Below are 22,082 nucleotides of genomic sequence, written 5' to 3' on the forward strand. Positions count from 1 at the left end.
ACGAAAGATATGCTTGATTCAACGGAAGGGGCCTTCCTGGCTGAAGCAAATCAAGTAATTCAACCAAATCATGGCGGAATCCAACGAACTTGTGCCTTAATCCAACGAAAGTGAGGCTTGATTCAACAGAAGTGAACTTCCTGGCTGAAGCAAATCAATTTATTCAACCAAATCACGGTGGAATCCAACGAACTTGATCCTTAATCCAACGAAAGTGATGCTTGATTCAACGGAAGTGAACTTCCTGGATGCAACAAATCAATTTATTCAACCAAATCATGGTGGAATCCAACGAACTTGAGCCTCAATCCAACGAAAGTGATGCTTGATTCAACGGAAGGGCCTTCCTGGATGCAACAAATCAATTTATTCAACCAAATCATGGTGGAATCCAACGAACTTGAGCCTTAATCCAACGAAAGTGATGCTTGATTCAACGGAAGTGAACTTCCTGGATGCAACAAATCAATTTATTCAACCAAATCACGGTGGAATTCAACGAACTTGAGCCTTAATCCAACGAAAGAGATGCTTGATTCAACGGAGGTCGCCTTCCTGGATGTAGCTTATCAATTTATTCAACGAAATCAGAGCGGAATCCAACGAATCGCTTTTCCCCGAAATAGTGCCAGGATCTTTGTCGAAGCCATTTAATTATTATGTAGGATTAGTTCTTTCTTTGCCGAATTGTTACTAGTTTTGTCTAGTGCAAAGGATAAGGCGAGGTCATTAGAGAAATCATATGTACTATGGATAGGAGGGGTAGGAATGAATACGGCTGCACTTGCAAGTAAAGTTGGTGTTTCATCTAAGACCATCCGTCGTTGGATCAAGTACTTTGATATTCCCTGCAAAAAGAACGAGCACGGACATTTTGTTTTCGACGAGACGGATTACTCCTTTTTTTGTCAGATTAGAGATCAAGTCAAACAAGGCATTCCCAAAAGTGAGATTGATATTATGCCACCTAGGAAGGGGAAAAGGAGACAAGCTATGGCTACTCAGACAGAGCAATCCTTACAGCAACAATTTTCAAAATTACTTGAACGAGTGGAGCAAAATGAGAAAGCAATCGAGCAAAAAGCGAGCGAGGTTGTTTCATATCAATTGCTTCAGCATCGAAGAGAAATTGATGAATTGCTTAAACGGGTTGAGACTTTGGAGACTTATGTTCATGAGTTAGAAAATGAAAATAAGCAATTAAAGCTGCAACCAAATGATGGGCCAATTGTTTTGGATCAGCCCATTCAAAAGCCGAGAAAGGCAAGAAAACTCAAAACCATGATGAGCTTCCTCTTTTGAGAGAGGGCTCTTTTTTTAGGCTGTTTTCTTATATACCGCAGCCTGAATACACTCCGTGTCCTTTGGGAATCCACGCATCCCAAGGGAGTTTTGAGTGTATTCAGGCTACTAGAAATTTCATTCTCAATTAATTCATCTCAAAAACAACAAACTTTGAGAAAACAGCCTTTTTTAATTCTCAGCTTCAATATGTAACTCCTTACTATCACGTAATTGATAGTCAATTGTTCGACCGAAAATCTCTATTAAGCCTTTATCAATTTTCTGCCTTGTCTTTTCATCAGGCTCCGCAACATAAAAAATGATCTGGTCATCTTCACCCCACATAATTCCTTCAATTCCAATTTGATATAACTTATCAAACTCGTAGGATAATCCCAACTCTTTTATATCTTCTTCTTTTATTTTATCCAGCAGGTTTTGGTCGCATGCTGTTAATAATATAATCAAATGGAGTAGGATGATGAAATAACGAACAATGATTACAACACCTTTTAAATGTATTTTAGTTCAAAGTTTAGCTCATCTCTGAATACACCCCTCTTAGGACTTGCGCCCAAAGACTTAGAGTGTATTCAGACGTCTTTAAAAGTAATCAATCATTATCATGAATAGTGACACGAATATGGTAGCGTGGCATGGCTTTGCGAAGTGTTTTGTGTAGCTTCTTTTCTTCTTTTTGCTTTTCTTCTTCTGAAAGTGACTCGGTTGTATGAACGGTCACATAGGCATTGGCTCCACTAACGAAGACAGAACCTGGTCTGTAATCTGTAAATTCCTCAATGGTTTCTACGAACTTATCTTGATCATCACCAATGTCAGGTCGATTTTCTGTTAAATCAATGAAATTTGGATTTTGATTGGTGTAATAATCTTCATCTTGAACACGGTATTGATCATTTGCATTCCCATTACATCCGGACAAAACCAGTGATAGTGTAAGTAAACTAAGAATCATTCGTCCTTTCATGATGCACCTCCTACCTGTAGAGTGCCCCCTCAGGAACGAATTATGATTTGAGGTTAAGTGCATTTTTTTCACATAAAAAAAAGCCTTGAAATCAGGCTCTACTCTTTTGGTAAGTCTAGTGGCGGATTTTGGTGACACTTTCGGCAAACAGGATAATATGAATCATTTCCACCGATAACGATTTGGTCTCCTGTGTACACAGGTCTTCCATCATCTACACGTAAATTCATAATTGCCTTCTTCTCACAGAACCAACAAATGGTCTTCATTTCTTCAATCTTATCTGCATATAGAAGGAAGTATTTGCTACCTTCAAACAATTCATTTTGAAAGTCATTCTTCAATCCGAATCCCATGACAGGTATGTTTAACTCATCAACAATACGCGCAAGTTGGAGAACATGTTCTTTTTTAAGAAATTGTGCCTCATCCACTAAGATGCAATATGGTTTTTGTGAATGGTCAGAAACCATTGCAAAAAGGTTTGTTTCTTCAAAGATTGGAATTGCTTTTCTTTTAAAACCAATACGGCTTGAAACATATCCTACTTCGTCTCTTGTATCTAATCCTGATGTAAAAATAAGTACGGGTTTATTTTGTTCTTCATAGTTATGTGCCACTTTGATGATCTCGATTGATTTACCGCTATTCATTGCTCCATATTTAAAGAATAATTGCGCCACGTTCCTCTTTCTCTCCTTACATTAAAAAACAGGCGAGAAGTTAAACTCGCCTGTTTTCTCTTAGTACATGGATTAAGCATGGTACTGCTTAGCTTTTGGTTAAAACGGAACTTACTTAAGACCGTATTTTTTGTTGAATTTATCTACACGTCCACCTGCATCAGCGAATTTCTGACGTCCTGTGTAAAATGGATGACACTCTGAGCATACCTCAACGCGTATCTCTTGATTTACAGAACCAGTTTCAAATTCGTTTCCACAAGCACATTTCACCATAACTTTTTTGTAGTTTGGATGAATACCTGTTTTCATTCGTCTCATCTCCTTCCGCCCTGAATCATTTCTCGAAACAGAGTTGTTGTTTCTAAAAAAGACTTTTTCTAGAAACGCACATGATGAAATTATAACAGTGCGTCTATCGTTTTGCAACTGAATCCTAAAGTTTCCAATTAGATAATTTCAGATCAATGTGATCTCTTATTTTTGAGTTCTTGCTAAGTTTGATGCTGCTTGCTTTTTCTTCTCAGCATCTAGGATTTCAAAGAACTCTGCATTAGATTTTGTCTGCTTTAATTTACGGATAAATTTATCAGCAAAGTCAGGCGTATCTGACATTGTTTTACGGATCGCCCATAACTTGTCTAAGTGTGCCTTAGGTACAAGTAGCTCTTCTTTTCTTGTTCCAGAACGACGAATATCAATCGCTGGGAATACACGTCTTTCTGCAAGAGAACGATCAAGATGCAACTCTAAGTTACCTGTTCCTTTGAACTCTTCATAAATGACATCATCCATACGTGAACCTGTATCTACTAGCGCAGTCGCAAGAATCGTTAAGCTTCCACCTTCTTCGATATTACGAGCAGCACCGAAGAAGCGCTTTGGACGATGGAAGGCCGCTGGGTCAATCCCTCCAGATAATGTACGTCCACTTGGAGGAATCACTAGGTTATACGCTCTAGCAAGACGAGTAATACTATCCATAAGAATGATGACGTCTTTTTTGTGTTCAACAAGGCGCATTGCGCGCTCTAATACTAATTCTGCCACTTTGATATGGTTTTCAGGAACCTCATCAAATGTTGAGCTAACTACATCACCAGCTACTGAACGTTCAATGTCGGTTACTTCCTCTGGACGTTCGTCGATTAACAATACAATCAATTCTGATTCAGGATGATTTGTTGTAATGCTGTTTGCAATTTCTTTTAGGAGCATCGTCTTACCTGCTTTAGGTGGCGCAACGATTAATCCACGTTGACCAAATCCTACAGGGGCAATTAAGTCCATGATACGAGTAGAAATTTGGGTAGGTGTTGTTTCTAAAATGATTTGTCGGTCAGGGTATAAAGGTGTTAAACCTGGGAAGTGGACACGCTCTTTCGCAGTTTCTGGATCTTCACCATTAACAGCTTCAACATGAAGTAATCCATAGTAGCGTTCATTTTCTTTCGGAGGTCGAACTTTTCCAGAAACCTTATCCCCATTTCTTAAATCAAAGCGTCTAATTTGAGAGGCAGAAATATAGATGTCTTCAGAGCTTGGTGAATAGTTAATCGGTCGCAAAAAGCCGAAGCCTTCAGACTGAATAATTTCTAATACACCTTCCATAAATAGAAGTCCGTCTTGCTCTGCACGTGCTTTTAAAATGGCAAAAATAAGTTCCTTTTTCGATAGCTTACTGTAGTATGATACCTTTAATTCTTTTGCAAGCTCATAAAGCTCTTTTAGCTTCATATTTTCTAGACTTGATATTGTAATACTCATTGTTACACCACTCTTTAATTATTGATAATACTCTTAACTGAAACAAAGGCTATACCTTGGTCTCAAGCTTTTACTAGCTTTCCGAGCTAGTTTCAACTTTAGATTAGAGACAAAAGTCTCATTACTTTTCACAAAAAACCGCTTAAAGATATGTTCACCGTTTACTAGTGTAGTGCCTAAGCGCATATCTGCTTCTAAAAACAGAGAATTAATCCAGTTTTAACTGCCTATAAGTGTGATATTATTTGGCTTTCATTCGGTTTGTTTTTAAGAAATGATATGGATGGACCTATTTAGAAGATAGTGAAAGGGTTTCTTGAAGTTGATTTTTGAATTAAGTGTTCGGAGACATCTCTATTTTACCCTTTTTCTGTCATTTAAAGCAATAGCTATTTAAAAGGGGAGTATGTAAGCGCTACCTAATCTATTATATTGTAACCTATTTTCATAGTAGATAAAAGTAAAAATATGTGAATCTTATAAAATCGCGCTCCGACTGCTTATTTCACTCTATGAAACTATTGTTTCCATAGTGTAATTTACATATTTAGTATGCAAGTGAAATCAAATGGCTGTTTTCGTATATATTGTTGCTTTTGATACCGCAGCCTGAATACACTCCGCGTCCTGTGAGGGTTCACGCATCCTACGGGAGTCTTGAGTGTATTCAGTCTGCTAGAAATCTCATTCTCAATAATTCATCTCAAACAACAACAAACTTTGAGAAAACAACCATTCAAATAAATCAAAAACTGGCTTAAGCTAAGCCAGTTTCTTCGTATATCATGAATTTTGAAGTTGTTCGATTTCTTCTTCACTTAGTTTTTCACGCCAGATGGTTGCACCTAAGCCAGTTAATTTTTCTTCTAATTGGCTGTAGCCTCGATCGATGTGCTCGAGTCCTGTAATCTCGGTGATACCTTCCGCCATAAGTCCCGCTACAACTAAGGAAGCACCTGCACGTAGGTCACTAGCTTTGACTTTAGCACCTTGTAGTTGAACTGGTCCTGTTACGATCGCAGAACGTCCTTCCACCTTGATTTGTGCATTCATTCTTCTAAGCTCGTCGATGTGCTTAAATCTAGCGCCATAAATGGTATCCGTTACGACCCCAGTCCCTTTTGCCTTTGTTAATAAAGAGGTGAAAGGTTGTTGGAGGTCTGTTGGGAATCCAGGATAGACGAGTGTTTTGATATCAACCGCTTTTAAGTTATCGGTTCCAGCAATCCATATTTGATCTTCCGTTGTTTCAACAGAGATACCCATTTCACGAAACTTCGCTATGAGAGACTCGAGATGCAATGGAATGACATTATCAATGATCACTTCTTTTGCCATTGCTGCTCCCAAAATCATATATGTACCTGCTTCGATTCTGTCAGGGATGATTGTGTGGTGACAACCATTTAATTGATCCACACCAGTAATACGAATCACATCTGTACCAGCACCCTTGATTTTTGCACCCATGCTAGTAAGTAATGTAGCAACATCGATAATTTCAGGTTCTTTTGCTGCATTCTCAATAATCGTTTGACCTTTTGCGCGAACCGCTGCAAGCATGATATTGATGGTTGCACCAACACTCACAACGTCTAAATAAATTCGTGCACCACGAAGTTCATCAGCGCGTAAGTAAATCGCACCTTGTTCGTTTGTTACTTTAGCACCTAGTGCTTCAAACCCTTTTATATGTTGGTCAATTGGTCTTGGTCCTAGGTGACAACCACCTGGCAAACCAATGACTGCTTTTTTGAATCTTCCTAGCATTGCACCCATTAAGTAGTAAGAAGCGCGTAGCTTTTTGACTTTCCCACTTGGCAATGGCATTGAAACAATATTTGAAGGATCAATGCTGATTTCGTCTCCATGGAGCGAGACCGAGCCACCGATTTCTTCAATTAAATCACTTAAAATTTGTACATCAGAGATATTCGGCAATCCATCGATTGATACTCTTGATTCCGCTAGTATCGTTGCTGGAATTAATGCAACTGCACTATTCTTTGCCCCACTAATACGAACAGAACCTTTTAATGGATAACCACCTGCTATTTTCAGTTTTTCCATTTTAGTCTCCCTTCTAGCGAAGATGACTTACTTCCTTCACGTTGATGGAATATTTAACCAACTATAATATGTATAGCTGTACAAGTGTTACTTCTTAGTTTACACGATATGAAGAAAATCATGTAATCTTTTTTTTACCAAAAAAAGCCTAATTCTCATTTTACAGCTACATTTCCAATTCAGCAAGGATGTATTATAGTCCTTCGCAATTATGACGGTTCTTGTGTCCTTTGTTTCTAAAAATAAGGCTATTTCCCCTTTAATTCCGCAGCCTGAATACACTCCGCGTCCAGTGGGGTGCCCGGCGAGCCTCCTCGTCGCAAGCTCCTGTGGGGTCTCACTTTGGTCACTCATCCCACAGGAGTCTACGTGTATTCATTCTGCTAGAAATCTCAATTTCACTTTTTCGCCTAAATCAACAACCTTTTAGAAAACAGAAAAAATAACTTATCTTCCTTATCCACTTTATCCCACTTGGAGCTACATATACCTTGTTTTTTCTAAAAATAAACTAAATAAATATTGTGATTATTTAGTAAAGTGTTGGCAAAAAAAACCGCCAAACAGTTGGTTTGTGTGGCGGTTTCCTTTTCTATAGCATATGACGATTGAACCTTAGGTAAAGTTTCATTAATCGTAAAGATTAATTAAGCTTTTGCAGAAGATCCGAATTCGCGCATTTTTCCTTTAACTGTTTCTTTAATTGCTTCACGAGCTGGTCCAAGATATTTACGTGGATCATACTCTTCTGTTAAAGCCGCTAATGTTTCACGAACTGCTTTAGCAGATGCAATTTGGTTTTCAGTGTTTACATTGATTTTAGCCGTTCCGAATGAAATGGCTTTTTTGATGTCATGAGTTGGGATTCCAGTTCCACCGTGAAGAACAAGTGGTAGACCAGTAGCTTTCCCGATTTCTTCCATCTCAGCAAATCCTAGGTTTGGTTCACCTTTGTAAGGACCGTGAACTGAACCTAAAGCAGGAGCTAAGCAATCAATTCCTGTGCGCTCAACAAGCTCTTGGCACTCTTTTGGATCAGCGTAGATAACACCTTCTGCTACTACGTCATCTTCTTGTCCACCAACAACACCAAGTTCTGCTTCAACAGATACTCCGTGGAAGTGTGCAAGCTCAACTACTTTAGAAGTAGTCTCAACATTTTCATCAAATGGGTGATGTGAAGCATCGATCATTACTGAAGTGAAACCAGCATGAATTGCTTTTGCACAAGACTCAAAGCTTGAACCGTGATCTAAGTGAATTGCCACTGGAACAGTTACTTTGTAATCTTCCATTAAACCGTTAACCATAGATACTACTGTTTTGAATCCGCCCATGTAACGTGCTGCACCCTCTGAAACTCCAAGAATTACTGGAGAGTTCTCTTCTTGTGCTGCTAGTAAAATCGCTTGAGTGAATTCAAGGTTATTTAAATTAAATTGTCCTACTGCATATCCTTCTGCTTTTGCTTTTTGAAGCATTTCTGTCATAGAAACTAAAGGCATCCTAATATCCTCCTAATGTACCGTATTACAACTATTCATCAAGCTAAATCATCATTAGATTTACCCAAAGGGAAAATTTATATGTAAAAAATGTATGAGAACATGATGCAAAGACCATTATTAAAATGTGCTTTATACTAAGCTTTTTGAAATAGCTGTTTTTAACATTCTATAGCATATCAATTAAGAGTAAAAACCGCAATAGATAAACTTCGGCACCAAAAACGAACAAACGCTTACATCATTGCTACTCTAGCAAATTTCTTATATGTCATTTTTACGACATTTTTCTTCAATCGATCGAACCTCTTCTGATGGTATATTTCCTCACACGAATGAAAGCATTTTATTATGATTGTTCCGAGGTCCGTCTGGAGGGGCTACATAAAAATAAGCCCTTAAATAAGAGCTTATTTTCAGAATGATTGTTATTATTGCAGAAAAATATGTTTGTTATTTTGATTCTAACGGAACAATGTGCTTTTTCACAGCTTCTCGAATTTCGTCGATGTCAAATGGTTTCGCAAAGTGTGTGATGGCGCCCAGGTCCTTTGCTTCTTGAATCATGTCAAGCTCTCCATATGCAGTCATAATGATGACACGAATGTCCGAATCAATTTCTTTTAGTTTTTTCAAAATTTCGATACCGTCCATACCAGGGATCTTCATATCAAGTAAGACGAGGTCAGGTGAATGCTTTGTTACGATATCAATTGCTTGCAATCCGTTAGCTGCTTGGAAGGTTGTGTACCCTTCCTTTTGAAACACTTCATTTAATAAAATTCTAATCCCATACTGGTCATCAACAATTAATATTTTTTCTTCCAAATTAAACACCTCTATATTTTTAATCTCACGTTTTTTACATAAAGTATAACATTCGATTCCCCTTGCTTTTTTCCCTTCTTTTTTCAGAAAATCTTATCGACATATTCCCCTACTTTTCGCAATCTCTTTACATTCACGCTATAATAACATCAAATCAATCGGAAAAAGGAGAACATAATCACATGATGAAAATATTTAGTACCCAATTGCAGGGTTTATTTACACGAATTGTTGACCAAGAAGATGAACATGTTGAAGATGGTGCAAGATTGCTTGCCCAAGCTGCTCTAGGTGATGGTCACATCTACCTTCATGGCTTTGGTGAAATGGAAGCCATTGTGATTGAGGCGCTGTCTGGTCCAGAACCTCTTCCCGCTAGCGCACGACTATTCGTAGATGGGGAAATGGTCGAACTTACAAACCGCGATCGCGTAATTATCCTCACTCGATTCTCAACAGATGAGGAAGCCATTCGTCTCGCTGAGGAATTAGCAGACAAAGGCATCGAAACAGTCGGGATCTCTGCTTTTGTAAAAGATCAAGAGCGCTCCCTACACCAATTTGTCGATGTTCATATTGATAGTAAGCTTCTTAAGCCGTTGATTCCTGATGATGAAGGAAATCGCTACGGATTCCCATCGATGATGACAACTCTATTTGCTTATTATAGCCTTACTTTTACAATGAAGGAAATCGTGAAGGAATATGAATGATTAGAGATTTGCTAAGTTATTGATCGATATTTGTTCTTTCATAAGCTCAGCTTTTATTTTCCCAGCAAATTGGAGGGCGTGTTCTCCATCACCATGGATACAGATACTGTCAGCCTTGATTGGTACAAGTTGTCCTTGAACAGATAGAACACTCCCTTCTTTTGCCATCTGAATGACCTGTCTCACTGCTTGTTCCTCGTCAATAATGAGCGCATTTTCCTGACTTCTTGGAGTGAGCGAGCCGTCAATCTGATACGTTCGATCCGCAAATACTTCACTTGCTACGTGCAAGCCTAGTTTGTCCCCAGCTTTCACTAATTCACTTCCTGATAAGCCTAGTAAAATAAGTTCCGGATTCACCTTATAAATAGCTTCGGCAATGGCTTCTGCGAGCGCTTGATTTCTTGCGGCCATATTGTATAAAGCTCCATGCGGTTTGACATGCTGAAGCTTGCTTCCTTCCGCTTGAACAAAGGCTTGTACTGCTCCAATTTGATAAACAACCATGTCAAATGCTTCTTGAGGAGTGATGTCCATATTTCGTCTGCCAAAGCCAACTTTATCTGGTAGACCTGGATGCGCACCAATCGCAACATTTTTTTCAAGAGCTAATTGGACCGTTTTTCGAATGGTGGTGGGATCTCCGGCATGAAAACCACAAGCTATATTTGCTGAAGTGACTACATCAAGAATGTCTTCATCTCTACCTAATTGATAGACCCCAAAGCTTTCACCTAAATCACAATTCAAATCAACTTTATTCATATCGTTTCCCTCCATTTTAAAATTCAGATGTGGATGATTCGACCAAGTCCGCCTGGAATTCGACGAACTTGAGCTTTATTTCGGCGAAAATGTTGATGAATTCAACGAAAGGGTCCTTCATGGCTCAAGCATATTAATTATTTCAACCAAATCAAGGTCGATTCCAACGAACTTGAGCCACAATCCAACGAAAATGCGGATGAATTCAACGAAAGGCTCTTCTTGGCTGTAGCATATCAATTATTTCAACCAAATCAAGGTCGATTCCAACGAACTTGAGCCACAATCCGCCGAAAATGCGGTATGATTCAACGGAAGGGCCCTTCCTGGCTGAAACATATCAATTATTTCAACCAAATCTGAGCCGATTCCAACGAACTTGAGCCACAATCCGACGAAAATGCGGATGAATTCAACGAATGGCTCTTTATGGCTCAAGCATATTAATTATTTCAACCAAATCAAGGTCGATTCCAACGAACTTGAGCCACAATCCAACGAAAATACGGATGAATTCAACGAATGGCTCTTCATGGCTCAAGCATATCAATTATTTCAACCAAATCTGACCCGATTCCAACGAACTTGAGTCACAATTCAACGAAAATACAGATGAATTCAACGAATGGCTCTTCATGGCTCAAGCATATCAATTATTTCAACCAAATCGAGGCCGAATCCAACGAACTTGAGCCACAATCCAACGAAAATGCGGTATGATTCAACGGAAGGGCCCTCCCTGGCTGTAGTATATCAATTTATTCAACCAAATCATGGCGGAATCCAACGGACTTGAGCCTTAATCCGACGAAAATGCGGTATGATTCAACGGAAGGGCCCTCCCTGGCTGTAGTATATCAATTTATTCAACCAAATCATGGCGGAATCCAACGAACTTGAGCCTTAATCCAACGAAAGAGATGCTTGATTCAACGGAAGCGGCCTTCCTGGCTGCAACAAATCAATTTATTCAACGAAATCATGGTGGAATCCAACGAACTTAAGCCACAATCCAACGAAAATCAAATAAGATTCAACGAAAGGCTCTGCCTTTCTGGTAAGAGCAAATTAATTTAGCGAATGTATCCCTATCGTCGCCCCTGAACTAAGATCGACTGCTTCATTTCAGCAATCATCTGTTCTCTTTCTATATATAACCGTTCTGCTGCCCGGTGATCTATTTCAGTAAATTTCACATGGCTACCGGGAGCCGTTTGCGCAATGACAGGTAAGTCCACACTAGCAATTTGGCCAATTTTGGGATACCCACCTGTTGTTTGATGGTCAGCCATTAAGATAATCGGCTGCCCATTGGCAGGGACTTGGATGGTCCCGTATGTCACTCCTTCTGAAAGCATTTCGACTTGATTGGTTAGCTTTAAGCTCGGACCATTCAGTCGATAACCCATGCGATCTGATTGAGTAGAGATTTGATAGCTTGCTTGAAAAAATGCTTCTCGGCTTTCGTGCTCAAATAAGTGAAACTGTCTTCCTTTTACCACTCGTATCAATGGGTTGTCCTGATAGTCTGGCAAAAGCTTCGGTGAAATCGACCAGCTTGCCTCGACATATTCGCTATTTTTCATGTGAGACTTGAGGCTTTCAATCATTCTATTAGATGCCTCGTTCACTCCGCCTATTTCAATCCGATCACCACTGAGCATGGCTCGCCCCTTGAAACCTCCAATTTCAGCACGAATATAGGTTGACTTACTTCTCATTACTTCGCTTACATGTAAGCCTCCCGCAACGGCAAGATACATGCGACATCCTTTATTGCGCCTACCAAACTTCAGCACTGAACCCGCTCGAATATAGATGGGGCGCCACATTCCAATAGGGGCACCATTCATGGTAGCCGACAAATCCCCACCACAGAGGGCAATAAGTGTATCCTTCTCAAACTGAATCACCGGGCCAATCATTGTGATTTCTACTGTTGCTTCATTTTCCGGATTTCCAACAAGTAAGTTCGCGATTCGATGTGAGAATGAATCCATCGCTCCGCTAACAATCACGCCATACTTTTGAAATCCGATTCTACCTAAATCCTGAATGGTTGTTTGAAGACCTGGTTTGATGAAAGTAAGCATTAGTCCGTCACTCCCCATGCCAGATATTCTTTGTATGTAATTGGTGTAAATTTAATTTTATCACCAGCACTTAATAGACTTGGTTTGTCTTCTGTTGGTTGAAACAATGGGATTGGTGTCCGCCCAATAATCTGCCACCCACCTGGTGTTTCCAATGGATAGATGCCCGTTTGCAATCCTGCAATTCCAACCGATCCAGCTGGAATCTTTAGCCTTGGTGTCTCTTTTCTCGGAGCTGCAATGTTCTCAGACATCCCTCCTAGATATGGAAACCCTGGGGCAAAGCCAATCATGTAAACTGTGTATTCTGTTGACGTATGTATCTTAATAACCTCTTGTGTCGTTAACTTATTTGAAGCTGCAACAAATTCAAGATCTGGCGCGAGCTCTCCCTCGTAACAGACAGGAATATCAATGATATTCGATCGCATTGGCTCCTTTACTTCTACACGATTTATCATTTCATCTAGCATGTCACAGACCACTTCAAAGGGTGAACAGCCTCTATTCTTTTTAAAAACGACAATAGGATCATATATAACAGTGATGGTTGTGAATGCAGGTATGATTTCGATTAACCAATCACGTTGATTATGTTCAAGTAAAGCCGAGACTTGTTTAATTCTCTCGTGAATCTCAAGAGACATCTCCTCACTAAACTCAATTAACACCGCCTGATCACCTAACGGGTGCATGTCGTAGCCCACCTTCATCTCCCCCTTCACACTTATGACTTGCGCTGTCATGTTCCCTTTACAATTAGATTACCATATTATTTTGATTTGTTTGAAAAAAGTTATTGCTGAACTCACCTGGATACACTGATAAACATTTGCTATGAGTGACTTTGCGACGGCTTTTGCACTCGGTTCGGGTGTTCATCTAAAATAACTGCCATCCATCAAAAAAAGACCACACCTTTGTAAAAGGTGTAGCCTCACATTCTTTATATTACAGCTTCTCCGAATTCACAAGTGATGCATGAATGAAATCACGGAATAGTGGCTGTGGTCTTGTTGGACGAGATGTGAATTCTGGGTGGAATTGAGAAGCCACAAACCATGGGTGGTCCTTCAACTCAATGATTTCAACAAGTCGGCCGTCTGGGCTTGTACCAGAGAACACAAAACCGTGCTTTTCCATCTCTTGACGGAATTGATTATTGAACTCATAACGATGACGATGACGCTCATAAATCACTTCATCCTTATACGCATCAAATGCTTTTGTACCTTCAATTAATTTACATGGTTGTAAGCCAAGACGAAGCGTTCCACCTAGGTCTTCAACGTCTTTTTGCTCTGGTAATAAATCAATGATTGGGTACTTTGTTTCAGGTGCGATTTCAGCTGAATGAGCACCTTCAAGTCCTACTACATTTCGAGCAAATTCAATTGATGCTAACTGCATTCCAAGACAGATACCAAGCATTGGAATTTTATTTTCACGAGCATATTGGATTGTTGTGATTTTCCCTTCGATTCCACGGTCACCGAAGCCGCCTGGAACTAAGATACCATCTACATCTGATAGAAGCTCAGCAGCATTCTCATTCGTTACTTCCTCAGAATTAACCCACTTAATATCTACATCTGCATCAAATGCATATCCTGCGTGGCGCATTGCTTCAACAACTGAGATATAAGCATCTTGTAATTCAACATACTTACCAACAAGAGCAATCTTTGTTGTTTTTGATAGACTTGTTACACGCTCTACAAGCTCTTTCCACTCCGTCATATCAGCCTCGCCACAGTCTAACTTCAAGTGGTCACAAGTGATTTGATCAAGATGTTGCTCTTGAAGTGCTAATGGAATGGAGTACAATGTATCTGCATCTCTTGATTCAATCACGGCACGTTGATTGATGTCACAGAACAGCGCAATTTTATCTTTCATGTCTTGAGAGATAGGTGCTTCTGTACGAACAACGATCACATTTGGTTGAATCCCTAAGCTACGTAATTCTTTAACACTGTGTTGAGTTGGCTTTGTTTTCATCTCACCAGCTGCTTTAATATAAGGAACTAGGGTACAGTGGATATACATCACATTTTCAGGACCGATATCGCTCTTAATTTGGCGAATGGCTTCTAAATATGGAAGTGATTCAATGTCTCCAACTGTTCCACCGATTTCAGTGATAACAACATCAGCGCTTGTTTCTCTTCCTGCACGGAAGACACGCTCTTTGATTTCATTTGTTACGTGTGGAATAACCTGAACGGTTCCTCCAAGATAATCGCCACGACGCTCTTTACGTAAAACAGTAGAGTAAATCTTACCTGTTGTTACGTTGCTGTATTTTGATAGGTTAATATCGATAAAACGCTCATAGTGACCAAGGTCTAAGTCTGTTTCCGCACCATCATCTGTTACGAATACTTCCCCATGCTGATAGGGACTCATCGTACCTGGGTCCACGTTAATATAAGGGTCAAATTTTTGAATAGTTACGTTTAACCCTCTATTTTTTAATAAACGTCCTAAAGACGCTGCAACAATCCCTTTTCCAAGTGATGATACAACACCACCTGTAACAAAAATATACTTTGTCATTGTAGTTCCCCTTTCCTTTTGCTATGTATTAGTTAAAGTTTGCTCAATTCGAGCGAAAATCATTTGTGATTGATGGTTTTTCTAATTGAAAAAAGCCAACCACTGTTGATTTGACGGAGATTAGATTTGAAGGCATAAATTCTTATTTGCGGAATACTCATTTTTCTAATGGAGATTTGTTTTCCGGCGAATTTGAAGGTGTAATTGACCATTCAACCTTATTTGCTACAAAAATAAAAACGCTCCGCTTACTAAATTGTAAGGGAGCGAAACAATTTATGTTCATTCATCACTCTTTTTATAGAGCCCAAAAATGATTCTACATAGTCTGATTTAAAAAGTCAAGATGAGACTTACAGTTCCTCTTCTTCGTCCTCGTCCAATTCCTCATCATCAAGGTCTTCATCAAGCTCGAACTCATCGTCATCTTCAACAAGATCTTCATCATCATCTAGATCATCTTCTTCGAAGTCATCATCCACATCATCTTCTACATCGTCTTCATCTAGGTCATCTTCGTCTTCGAACTCATCTAGCTCGTCATACTCTAATTCTTCTTCATCATCTAGCTCATCAAAGTCTAATGCATCTAGATCATCATCGTCTTTCTTCTTCGCCTTTTTCTTCTTCGGCTTAATTGGTGTTGTTACCTCTTCGTCAATTTGCTCGTATGGGTACCAGCTACGTAATCCCCATCCAGCTTCACCGATACAGATGAAACGACCATCGATATTGATATCTGTATAGAATTGAGCCACTCGGTCATTGACTTGTTCTGGTGTTAATTCAAGGATTCCAACGACTTCGTCAAGTAATTCTCTAAACGTGATTGCTTGGCTTTTTCCTTGGAATACGAGGTATGCTACTTCAAGCATTGACATTTCTTTTAATTCTTCTGGTGAGTATTGTTCCAAACCCATCAAGGCACTCCCTTTCAATATAAAAAAATTCGATCTTTACTATGTAGATAGTGAGGCTTTTCCAATAAGTAAATCGATTTTCATAACTTAGGCTTATTTTCATATAGAATGTTATTATATTCAGCAGCCTGTATACTAATCCCACTGGAGCCTACTTGCATTCAGTCTGCTCAATGCTTTCACTCTTTTAGAAATACTGTTTTAGTATAAAATGTTGCTTTTAAAACCGCAGCCTGAATACACTCCGCGTCCTGTGGGGTGTCTGGTGAGCCTCCTCGTCTGAGTTGCTCCTGCGGGGTCTCACTTTGGCCACGCATCCCACGGGAGTCTCCGTGTATTCAGTCTGCTTAGTAATTTCACTCTATTAGAATAATAGCCTAACCTGAGATATTTAAAATGAAAATTTTGTTATGTATAAAGACTTCTGAATCTATAAGCTAGATTACAGATATCATTCATTATAAACAAATTCATCTAGTTTATGCTACATTATTGTACATATTCTTATAAAATTGTTAAAAGGGACCATATTGATCGTCCCTTTTAAGTGAGTTCATTGAAATTTATAGATCATAGGTTGATTGAAAATGCTTGAAGTCGAGGTGCGAGACCTTGGGAGGCGCGGAGTTACCATGAGGGTAATGTGCACCGAGCAAAAGCTCGCTACGAAGAGTGCGAGCCTTTGTCAACTTACATATTGCGTCGATATTGCCCTCCGACTTCGTATAGAGCATGGGTGATTTCGCCGAGGCTTGCGACTTTTACTGTTTCCATTAGCTGTTCAAAAATATTTTCGTTTTGGACGGCGGCTTGTTTTAATCTGGCTAATGCCTCTCCGGATTGTTGCTTGTTTCGTTGTTTAAATTCGGTTAAATGACGAATCTGACGTTCTTTTTCCTCGACGGTCGATCTTGCTAATTCGATGTTATTGAGTTCTTCTTCAGATGGAGGAACTGGATTTAAGTAGGTGTTCACGCCAATAATTGGTAGCTCACCTGTATGCTTCTTCATTTCATAATACATCGATTCATCTTGAATTTTTCCACGCTGGTATTGGGTTTCCATCGCGCCAAGGACACCACCACGATCATTGATACGTTCAAACTCTTGAAGGACCGCTTCCTCGACCAAGTCCGTTAACTCTTCGATAATGAATGAGCCCTGGAGTGGATTTTCATTTTTGGAAAGGCCCAGTTCTTTTGTAATAATCATTTGAATCGCCATCGCTCGTCGCACTGATTCCTCAGTCGGCGTCGTAATTGCTTCATCATAGGCGTTCGTGTGAAGCGAATTGCAATTATCCTGAAGCGCCATTAAGGCCTGAAGCGTTGTTCGAATATCGTTAAAATCAATCTCTTGAGCATGCAGCGAGCGCCCTGACGTTTGCACATGGTATTTCAGCTTTTGACTTCGCTCGTTCGCACCATACTTATCTCTCATCACCGTTGCCCAAATTCTCCGTGCCACTCGGCCAATCACCGTGTATTCTGGATCAAGCCCATTGCTGAAAAAGAACGACAGGTTTGGGGCGAAATCATTAATATTCATCCCTCGACTTAAGTAATATTCAACATAGGTGAAGCCATTTGATAAGGTAAATGCGAGCTGCGAGATGGGATTGGCACCCGCTTCTGCAATATGGTACCCCGAAATCGAGACTGAGTAATAGTTACGCACATGATTATGAATGAAATACTCCTGAATATCTCCCATCATTCGCAAGGCAAATTCAGTGGAGAATATACACGTATTTTGGCCTTGGTCTTCTTTTAAAATATCGGCTTGAACCGTTCCTCTGACTTGTCTTAGCGTCCTCTTTTTGACTTCTTCAAACTCCTTAGTAGTCAGTGCACGACCAAGGGTTTGCTCTTCCTTTTCCACTTGCTGATCAATCGCCGTATTCATGAACATTGCCAGAATGATAGGAGCCGGCCCATTAATCGTCATGGAAACAGAAGTCAGTGGATCACATAAGTCAAAGCCACGATATAATTTCTTCATATCCTCGAGTGTACAAATGCTGACTCCACTCTCTCCGACCTTTCCGTAAATATCGGGGCGATAGTCGGGGTCTTCGCCATACAAAGTGACCGAATCAAACGCGGTGCTTAAGCGCTTTGCCTTGTCATCCTTTGATAAATAGTGAAACCTGCGATTCGTTCGCTCTGGTGTGCCTTCTCCAGCAAATTGGCGCTTCGGATCCTCTCCTTCTCGTTTAAAAGGAAAGACTCCCGCTGTAAACGGAAAGGAACCTGGTACATTTTCTTTGTACACCCAACGCAATATTTCACCAAAATCCTCATAACGAGGGAGGGAAATCTTCGGGATCGACAAGCCTGATAAACTCGTTGTTTTTAAAGCGGTTACAATTTCTTTGTCTCGAATTTTCGTGACAAACTGATCCTTTGCGTACGTTTCCTTCAGATCATTCCATATGTCTAAAATTCGTTTAGATTGAGTCGTTAACCTCTTTTCATAGTCTGCTTTAAGGTTCAATAGTGACTGTTTCGCTTCGTCTGGAAACTCTTGTTGCTCTAACGCTTCTAGTGTGCCCTGTATTTGGAATACCTTCCTAGCAATCGCTACTTGCTCTTCTGCTTTTTTATGATAGCTTCTCACCGTATCCGCAATTTCTCGCAAGTAAAAGCGGCGGTCATTCGGGATAATCACTGTTTGCTTTTGAACATCTGCTGTCTTCTCTAGACTTGTTTGCCAGTCTAGCCCCATTTTTTCATTGATGATACTCACCAAAGCAACGAACAATGTATTCGTTCCAGGGTCATTGAATTGACTTGCAATCGTTCCATAGACAGGCATGCTGTCGAGTTCCCGATCAAACAAGAGATGGCTTCGCTGATACTGCTTTTGAACCTGTCGCTTTGCGTCTTCTGATCCCTTACGTTCAAATTTATTAATGACAATTGCATCGGCAAAGTCAATCATATCAATCTTCTCAAGCTGTGATGGCGCACCAAATTCACTCGTCATCACATAGACTCCGATGTCACATACCTCCATTATTTCCGCGTCTCCCTGACCAATTCCGCTCGTCTCGACAATAATCAGGTCAAAGTTAGCGGCTTTCGTCACAGCAAGTGCATCCTTAATTGCGAGGGACAGCTCCGATTTCGAATGCCTTGTCGCCAAACTCCTCATATATACTCGCGGTGAGAAGATCGCGTTCATGCGAATTCGGTCTCCTAATAATGCTCCACCTGTCTTCTGTTTCGTTGGGTCAATCGATAGAATCGCAATTCTCTTCGTTGGCATCTCATTTAAAAACCGGCGGATTAACTCATCTGTTAACGAGCTTTTCCCCGCTCCACCTGTTCCTGTCATTCCAATTACGGGAATTTTCTTAGCAAGCTTCTTCACTTGGTCAAGCACAGCATCCGTTGTTGCAGCCACTTCCTCTGGGAGGTCAACGCGATTCTCAGCTAACGTGATCAGCTTCGCCACCGCTTGGTCATCCTGCGCTTGAAGCCGTTCAATTTCATCGGTGATTTCATGCTGAACGGATTTATCACATTCCTCCAGCATGAGATTAATCATGCCTTGAAGTCCCAATTGCCTGCCATCCTCCGGAGAAAAAATCCGCGCAATCCCATATTCATGTAGTTCCTTTATTTCGCGCGGGATAATGACGCCACCTCCACCACCATAGATGCGGATATGACCTGCCCCTTTTTCCTTCAACAAATCATACATGTATTTAAAGTATTCAAGATGTCCTCCTTGATAAGAGGACACCGCGATTCCCTGCACATCCTCTTGAATCGCGGCCTTTACCACTTCATCCACTGAACGATTATGTCCTAAATGAATGACCTCAGCTCCACTTGCCTGAAGCATTCGTCTCATGATATTAATCGACGCATCATGCCCATCAAACAAGCTCGACGCCGTTACAAAACGAAGATGATTTTTCATTAGTGCCTGTCACCACCCGAATTTACTCGATTTTTGTCGATTTAGTCATACCAAATAGAATAAGGTTCGTTTGGATTTCAATATATTGATCAAGCGTGTACCGCTTTTGAATAACCCAGCGACGAAACCCCCACATCTGGCCTTGAACAATGATGCTGTGGGCAATGAGTGGAATTTCCGTTTCCGTTAAATGGAGTTCACCCGTTTCCACACATCTCCGAATCATTTGTTCGAACACTCGCGCTAACTCATTTTCCTTGTTCAGCACATACGGCAGTGCGTCTTTTGTCAGCGATTTTGCTTCTTGATACATCACAAGAACCTCATCCTGCATTTCATCCATCACTCTGAAGTGATGGGCAATGGCTGCCTTTAGGCTATCAAGATTACCTGTACGGTAATTAATATCTTCTTCTAGTCGCTCTGTGACATGGTCATAGATACTGTCACAGACGAGGTACAGGATATCTTCTTTATTTTTGATATATTCATAGAGCGTGCCGATACTAAACCCCGCAGCTCGCGCAATTTCTCTTGTCGTCGTTCTGTGAAATCCTTTTTCTTTAAAAAGAGTGACAGCCCCTTTAATCATTTGGTCACGCCTCTTTTTGATTAAACGCTCATCCTTTACCGAAGCATGAACAAGTCTTTTCGCCACATTTCATCACATCCATTTTTCTTTACTTTAAGGGATTGCTGCTTTTAATGCCGCAGCCTGAATACACTCCCCGTCCGGCGGCCACTCACGCATCCCGCAGGAGTCTTAATTGTATTCAGTCTGCTAGAAATTAATTCAACAAAACGGGCTCCTGACCCGATCCATCTATTTCGTCAACATCCGTGAGATGACCAATCGTTGGATTTCCTGTGTTCCTTCGTAAATTTGCGTAATTTTTGCATCTCTCATATATCTCTCTACAGGATAGTCCTTTGTGTAGCCATAGCCACCAAATACCTGCACAGCTTCTGTTGTGACCTTCATCGCTGTGTCACCAGCGAATAGCTTTGACATCGCCGATTCTTTCCCATAAGGGAGACCCGCAGATTCAAGCCATGCTGCTTGATAGGTTAATAGACGTGCTGCTTCAATGGATGTCGCCATGTCTGCGAGCTTGAAGCCAACGCCTTGTTGGGCAGAGATTGGTTTGCCGAATTGGACGCGTTCTTTGGAATACTCAAGGCTAGCGTCTAATGCACCTTGAGCAATCCCAACGGCTTGTGCCGCAATCCCGTTTCGCCCTCCATCTAAAGTCATCATCGCAATCTTGAATCCTTCTCCCTCTTGACCTAGGAGATTCTCCTTTGGTACGCGACAATCTTCAAAAATAATCTCCGTTGTTGGTGAGGAACGAATCCCTAACTTCTTTTCTTTTTTCCCGACAGAAAAGCCCGGAGAGTCACTTTCGATAATGAATGCGCTCGTTCCTTTATGCTTGGAGGTTGGGTCTGTTAAGGCAAACACCACATAAATGTCCGCCACGCCTCCATTAGTGATAAAAATCTTAGAGCCATTTAAGACATAGCTATCTCCGTCCAAGACAGCAGTTGTTTTCATTGCGCCTGCGTCAGAGCCAGAGCCAGGCTCCGTTAATCCATAGGCACCGATTTTTGTTCCCTCAGCCATTGGTCTTAAGTATTTCTGCTTCTGTTCTTCGGTTCCAAATGTGTAGATCGGCCAGCCAGCTAAGGAAGTATGAGCCGATAGAGTCACCCCAGTTGAGGCGCAGACTCTAGAGAGCTCCTCGACTGCGATACAATAGGCAAGATAGTCACTGCCAATTCCACCATACTCCTCTGGCCACGGGATTCCAGTTAGCCCTAATTCAGCCATTTTTTCAAAAATCTCGCGGTCGAACCGTTCTTCTTCATCTCGCTCAGCTGCTGTTGGTGCCACCTCTTTTGTCGCAAAGCTTCGCACCATTTTCCGAATCATTTCATGCTCATCTGAGAGTTTAAATTGCATAATCTCCCCCGCCT

The 22,082-nt window shown here is 40.7% G+C and carries 18 protein-coding genes; 2 read left to right on the plus strand and 16 right to left on the minus strand.

Features of this window, described 5'->3' with window-relative positions; genetic code table 11:
- Positions 1-768 precede the first annotated feature (768 nt).
- Entirely contained in the window at positions 769-1,302 is a 534-nt protein-coding gene (locus F7888_RS20770) for a MerR family transcriptional regulator (protein WP_191783024.1), read from the plus strand.
- Between the two features lie 171 nt (positions 1,303-1,473).
- On the opposite strand, the gene F7888_RS20775 is transcribed toward F7888_RS20770, so the two are convergent.
- The 8 genes from F7888_RS20775 to F7888_RS20810 form a co-directional block, all read right to left on the minus strand.
- Positions 1,474-1,683: a hypothetical protein gene (locus F7888_RS20775; RefSeq protein ID WP_191783026.1), complete on the minus strand. Its 210-nt coding sequence runs from the start codon at positions 1,681-1,683 to the stop codon at positions 1,474-1,476.
- A gap of 214 nt (positions 1,684-1,897) precedes the next feature.
- On the minus strand, positions 1,898-2,272 hold the full coding sequence (locus tag F7888_RS20780) for a hypothetical protein (protein ID WP_191783028.1): 375 nt from the start codon (positions 2,270-2,272) through the stop codon (positions 1,898-1,900).
- Positions 2,273-2,370: 98 nt separating this feature from the next.
- Entirely contained in the window at positions 2,371-2,955 is a 585-nt protein-coding gene (locus tag F7888_RS20785) for a thymidine kinase (RefSeq protein ID WP_191783030.1), read from the minus strand.
- A 111-nt stretch (positions 2,956-3,066) separates the two neighbouring features.
- Positions 3,067-3,267, minus strand: coding sequence for a 50S ribosomal protein L31 (gene rpmE / locus F7888_RS20790; protein WP_191783031.1), 201 nt, complete (start codon positions 3,265-3,267; stop codon positions 3,067-3,069).
- 165 nt (positions 3,268-3,432) lie between these two features.
- Positions 3,433-4,722, minus strand: coding sequence for a transcription termination factor Rho (rho, locus tag F7888_RS20795; protein ID WP_191783033.1), 1,290 nt, complete (start codon positions 4,720-4,722; stop codon positions 3,433-3,435).
- Between the two features lie 783 nt (positions 4,723-5,505).
- Positions 5,506-6,792: a UDP-N-acetylglucosamine 1-carboxyvinyltransferase gene (locus F7888_RS20800; protein ID WP_191783035.1), complete on the minus strand. Its 1,287-nt coding sequence runs from the start codon at positions 6,790-6,792 to the stop codon at positions 5,506-5,508.
- Positions 6,793-7,439: 647 nt separating this feature from the next.
- Positions 7,440-8,297, minus strand: coding sequence for a class II fructose-bisphosphate aldolase (locus tag F7888_RS20805; protein WP_191783037.1), 858 nt, complete (start codon positions 8,295-8,297; stop codon positions 7,440-7,442).
- Between the two features lie 453 nt (positions 8,298-8,750).
- A complete protein-coding gene (locus F7888_RS20810) occupies positions 8,751-9,125 on the minus strand; it encodes a response regulator (protein WP_191783039.1) in 375 nt (124 codons plus the stop codon).
- A gap of 182 nt (positions 9,126-9,307) precedes the next feature.
- Between F7888_RS20810 and F7888_RS20815 the strand changes: the two genes are divergently transcribed.
- The gene (locus tag F7888_RS20815) at positions 9,308-9,838 is read left to right on the plus strand and encodes a DUF2529 domain-containing protein (protein ID WP_191783041.1); all 531 of its coding nucleotides are present in this window, start codon (positions 9,308-9,310) and stop codon (positions 9,836-9,838) included.
- Here the strand turns inward: F7888_RS20815 and F7888_RS20820 are convergent, their stop codons facing one another.
- From F7888_RS20820 to F7888_RS20855, 8 genes are all read right to left on the minus strand, one after another.
- Positions 9,839-10,603, minus strand: coding sequence for a 5-oxoprolinase subunit PxpA (locus F7888_RS20820; protein WP_191783043.1), 765 nt, complete (start codon positions 10,601-10,603; stop codon positions 9,839-9,841). It abuts the gene before it with no gap.
- Between the two features lie 1,088 nt (positions 10,604-11,691).
- Entirely contained in the window at positions 11,692-12,696 is a 1,005-nt protein-coding gene (locus tag F7888_RS20825; protein ID WP_191783045.1) for a 5-oxoprolinase subunit C family protein, read from the minus strand.
- The gene (gene pxpB / locus F7888_RS20830; RefSeq protein WP_191783046.1) at positions 12,696-13,409 is read right to left on the minus strand and encodes a 5-oxoprolinase subunit PxpB; all 714 of its coding nucleotides are present in this window, start codon (positions 13,407-13,409) and stop codon (positions 12,696-12,698) included. The genes F7888_RS20825 and pxpB overlap by 1 nt, the downstream gene beginning before the upstream one ends.
- A gap of 238 nt (positions 13,410-13,647) precedes the next feature.
- Positions 13,648-15,255: a CTP synthase gene (locus tag F7888_RS20835; RefSeq protein ID WP_191783048.1), complete on the minus strand. Its 1,608-nt coding sequence runs from the start codon at positions 15,253-15,255 to the stop codon at positions 13,648-13,650.
- 353 nt (positions 15,256-15,608) lie between these two features.
- Positions 15,609-16,175: a DNA-directed RNA polymerase subunit delta gene (gene rpoE / locus F7888_RS20840; RefSeq protein ID WP_191783050.1), complete on the minus strand. Its 567-nt coding sequence runs from the start codon at positions 16,173-16,175 to the stop codon at positions 15,609-15,611.
- 690 nt (positions 16,176-16,865) lie between these two features.
- Positions 16,866-20,105 carry a fused isobutyryl-CoA mutase/GTPase IcmF gene (gene icmF / locus F7888_RS20845; protein ID WP_191783052.1) on the minus strand — a complete coding sequence of 1,080 codons (3,240 nt, stop codon included), beginning with the start codon at positions 20,103-20,105 and terminating at the stop codon, positions 16,866-16,868.
- Positions 20,106-20,127: 22 nt separating this feature from the next.
- The gene (locus tag F7888_RS20850; protein WP_191783054.1) at positions 20,128-20,763 is read right to left on the minus strand and encodes a TetR/AcrR family transcriptional regulator; all 636 of its coding nucleotides are present in this window, start codon (positions 20,761-20,763) and stop codon (positions 20,128-20,130) included.
- Positions 20,764-20,928: 165 nt separating this feature from the next.
- Positions 20,929-22,068 (minus strand): acyl-CoA dehydrogenase, encoded by a 1,140-nt coding sequence (locus F7888_RS20855; RefSeq protein WP_191783056.1) that lies wholly within the window; start codon positions 22,066-22,068, stop codon positions 20,929-20,931.
- Between the last annotated feature and the right edge of the window lie 14 nt (positions 22,069-22,082).

The sequence above is a fragment of the Litchfieldia stipae genome (assembly GCF_014837155.1).
GTDB lineage: Bacteria > Bacillota > Bacilli > Bacillales > Bacillaceae_L > Litchfieldia.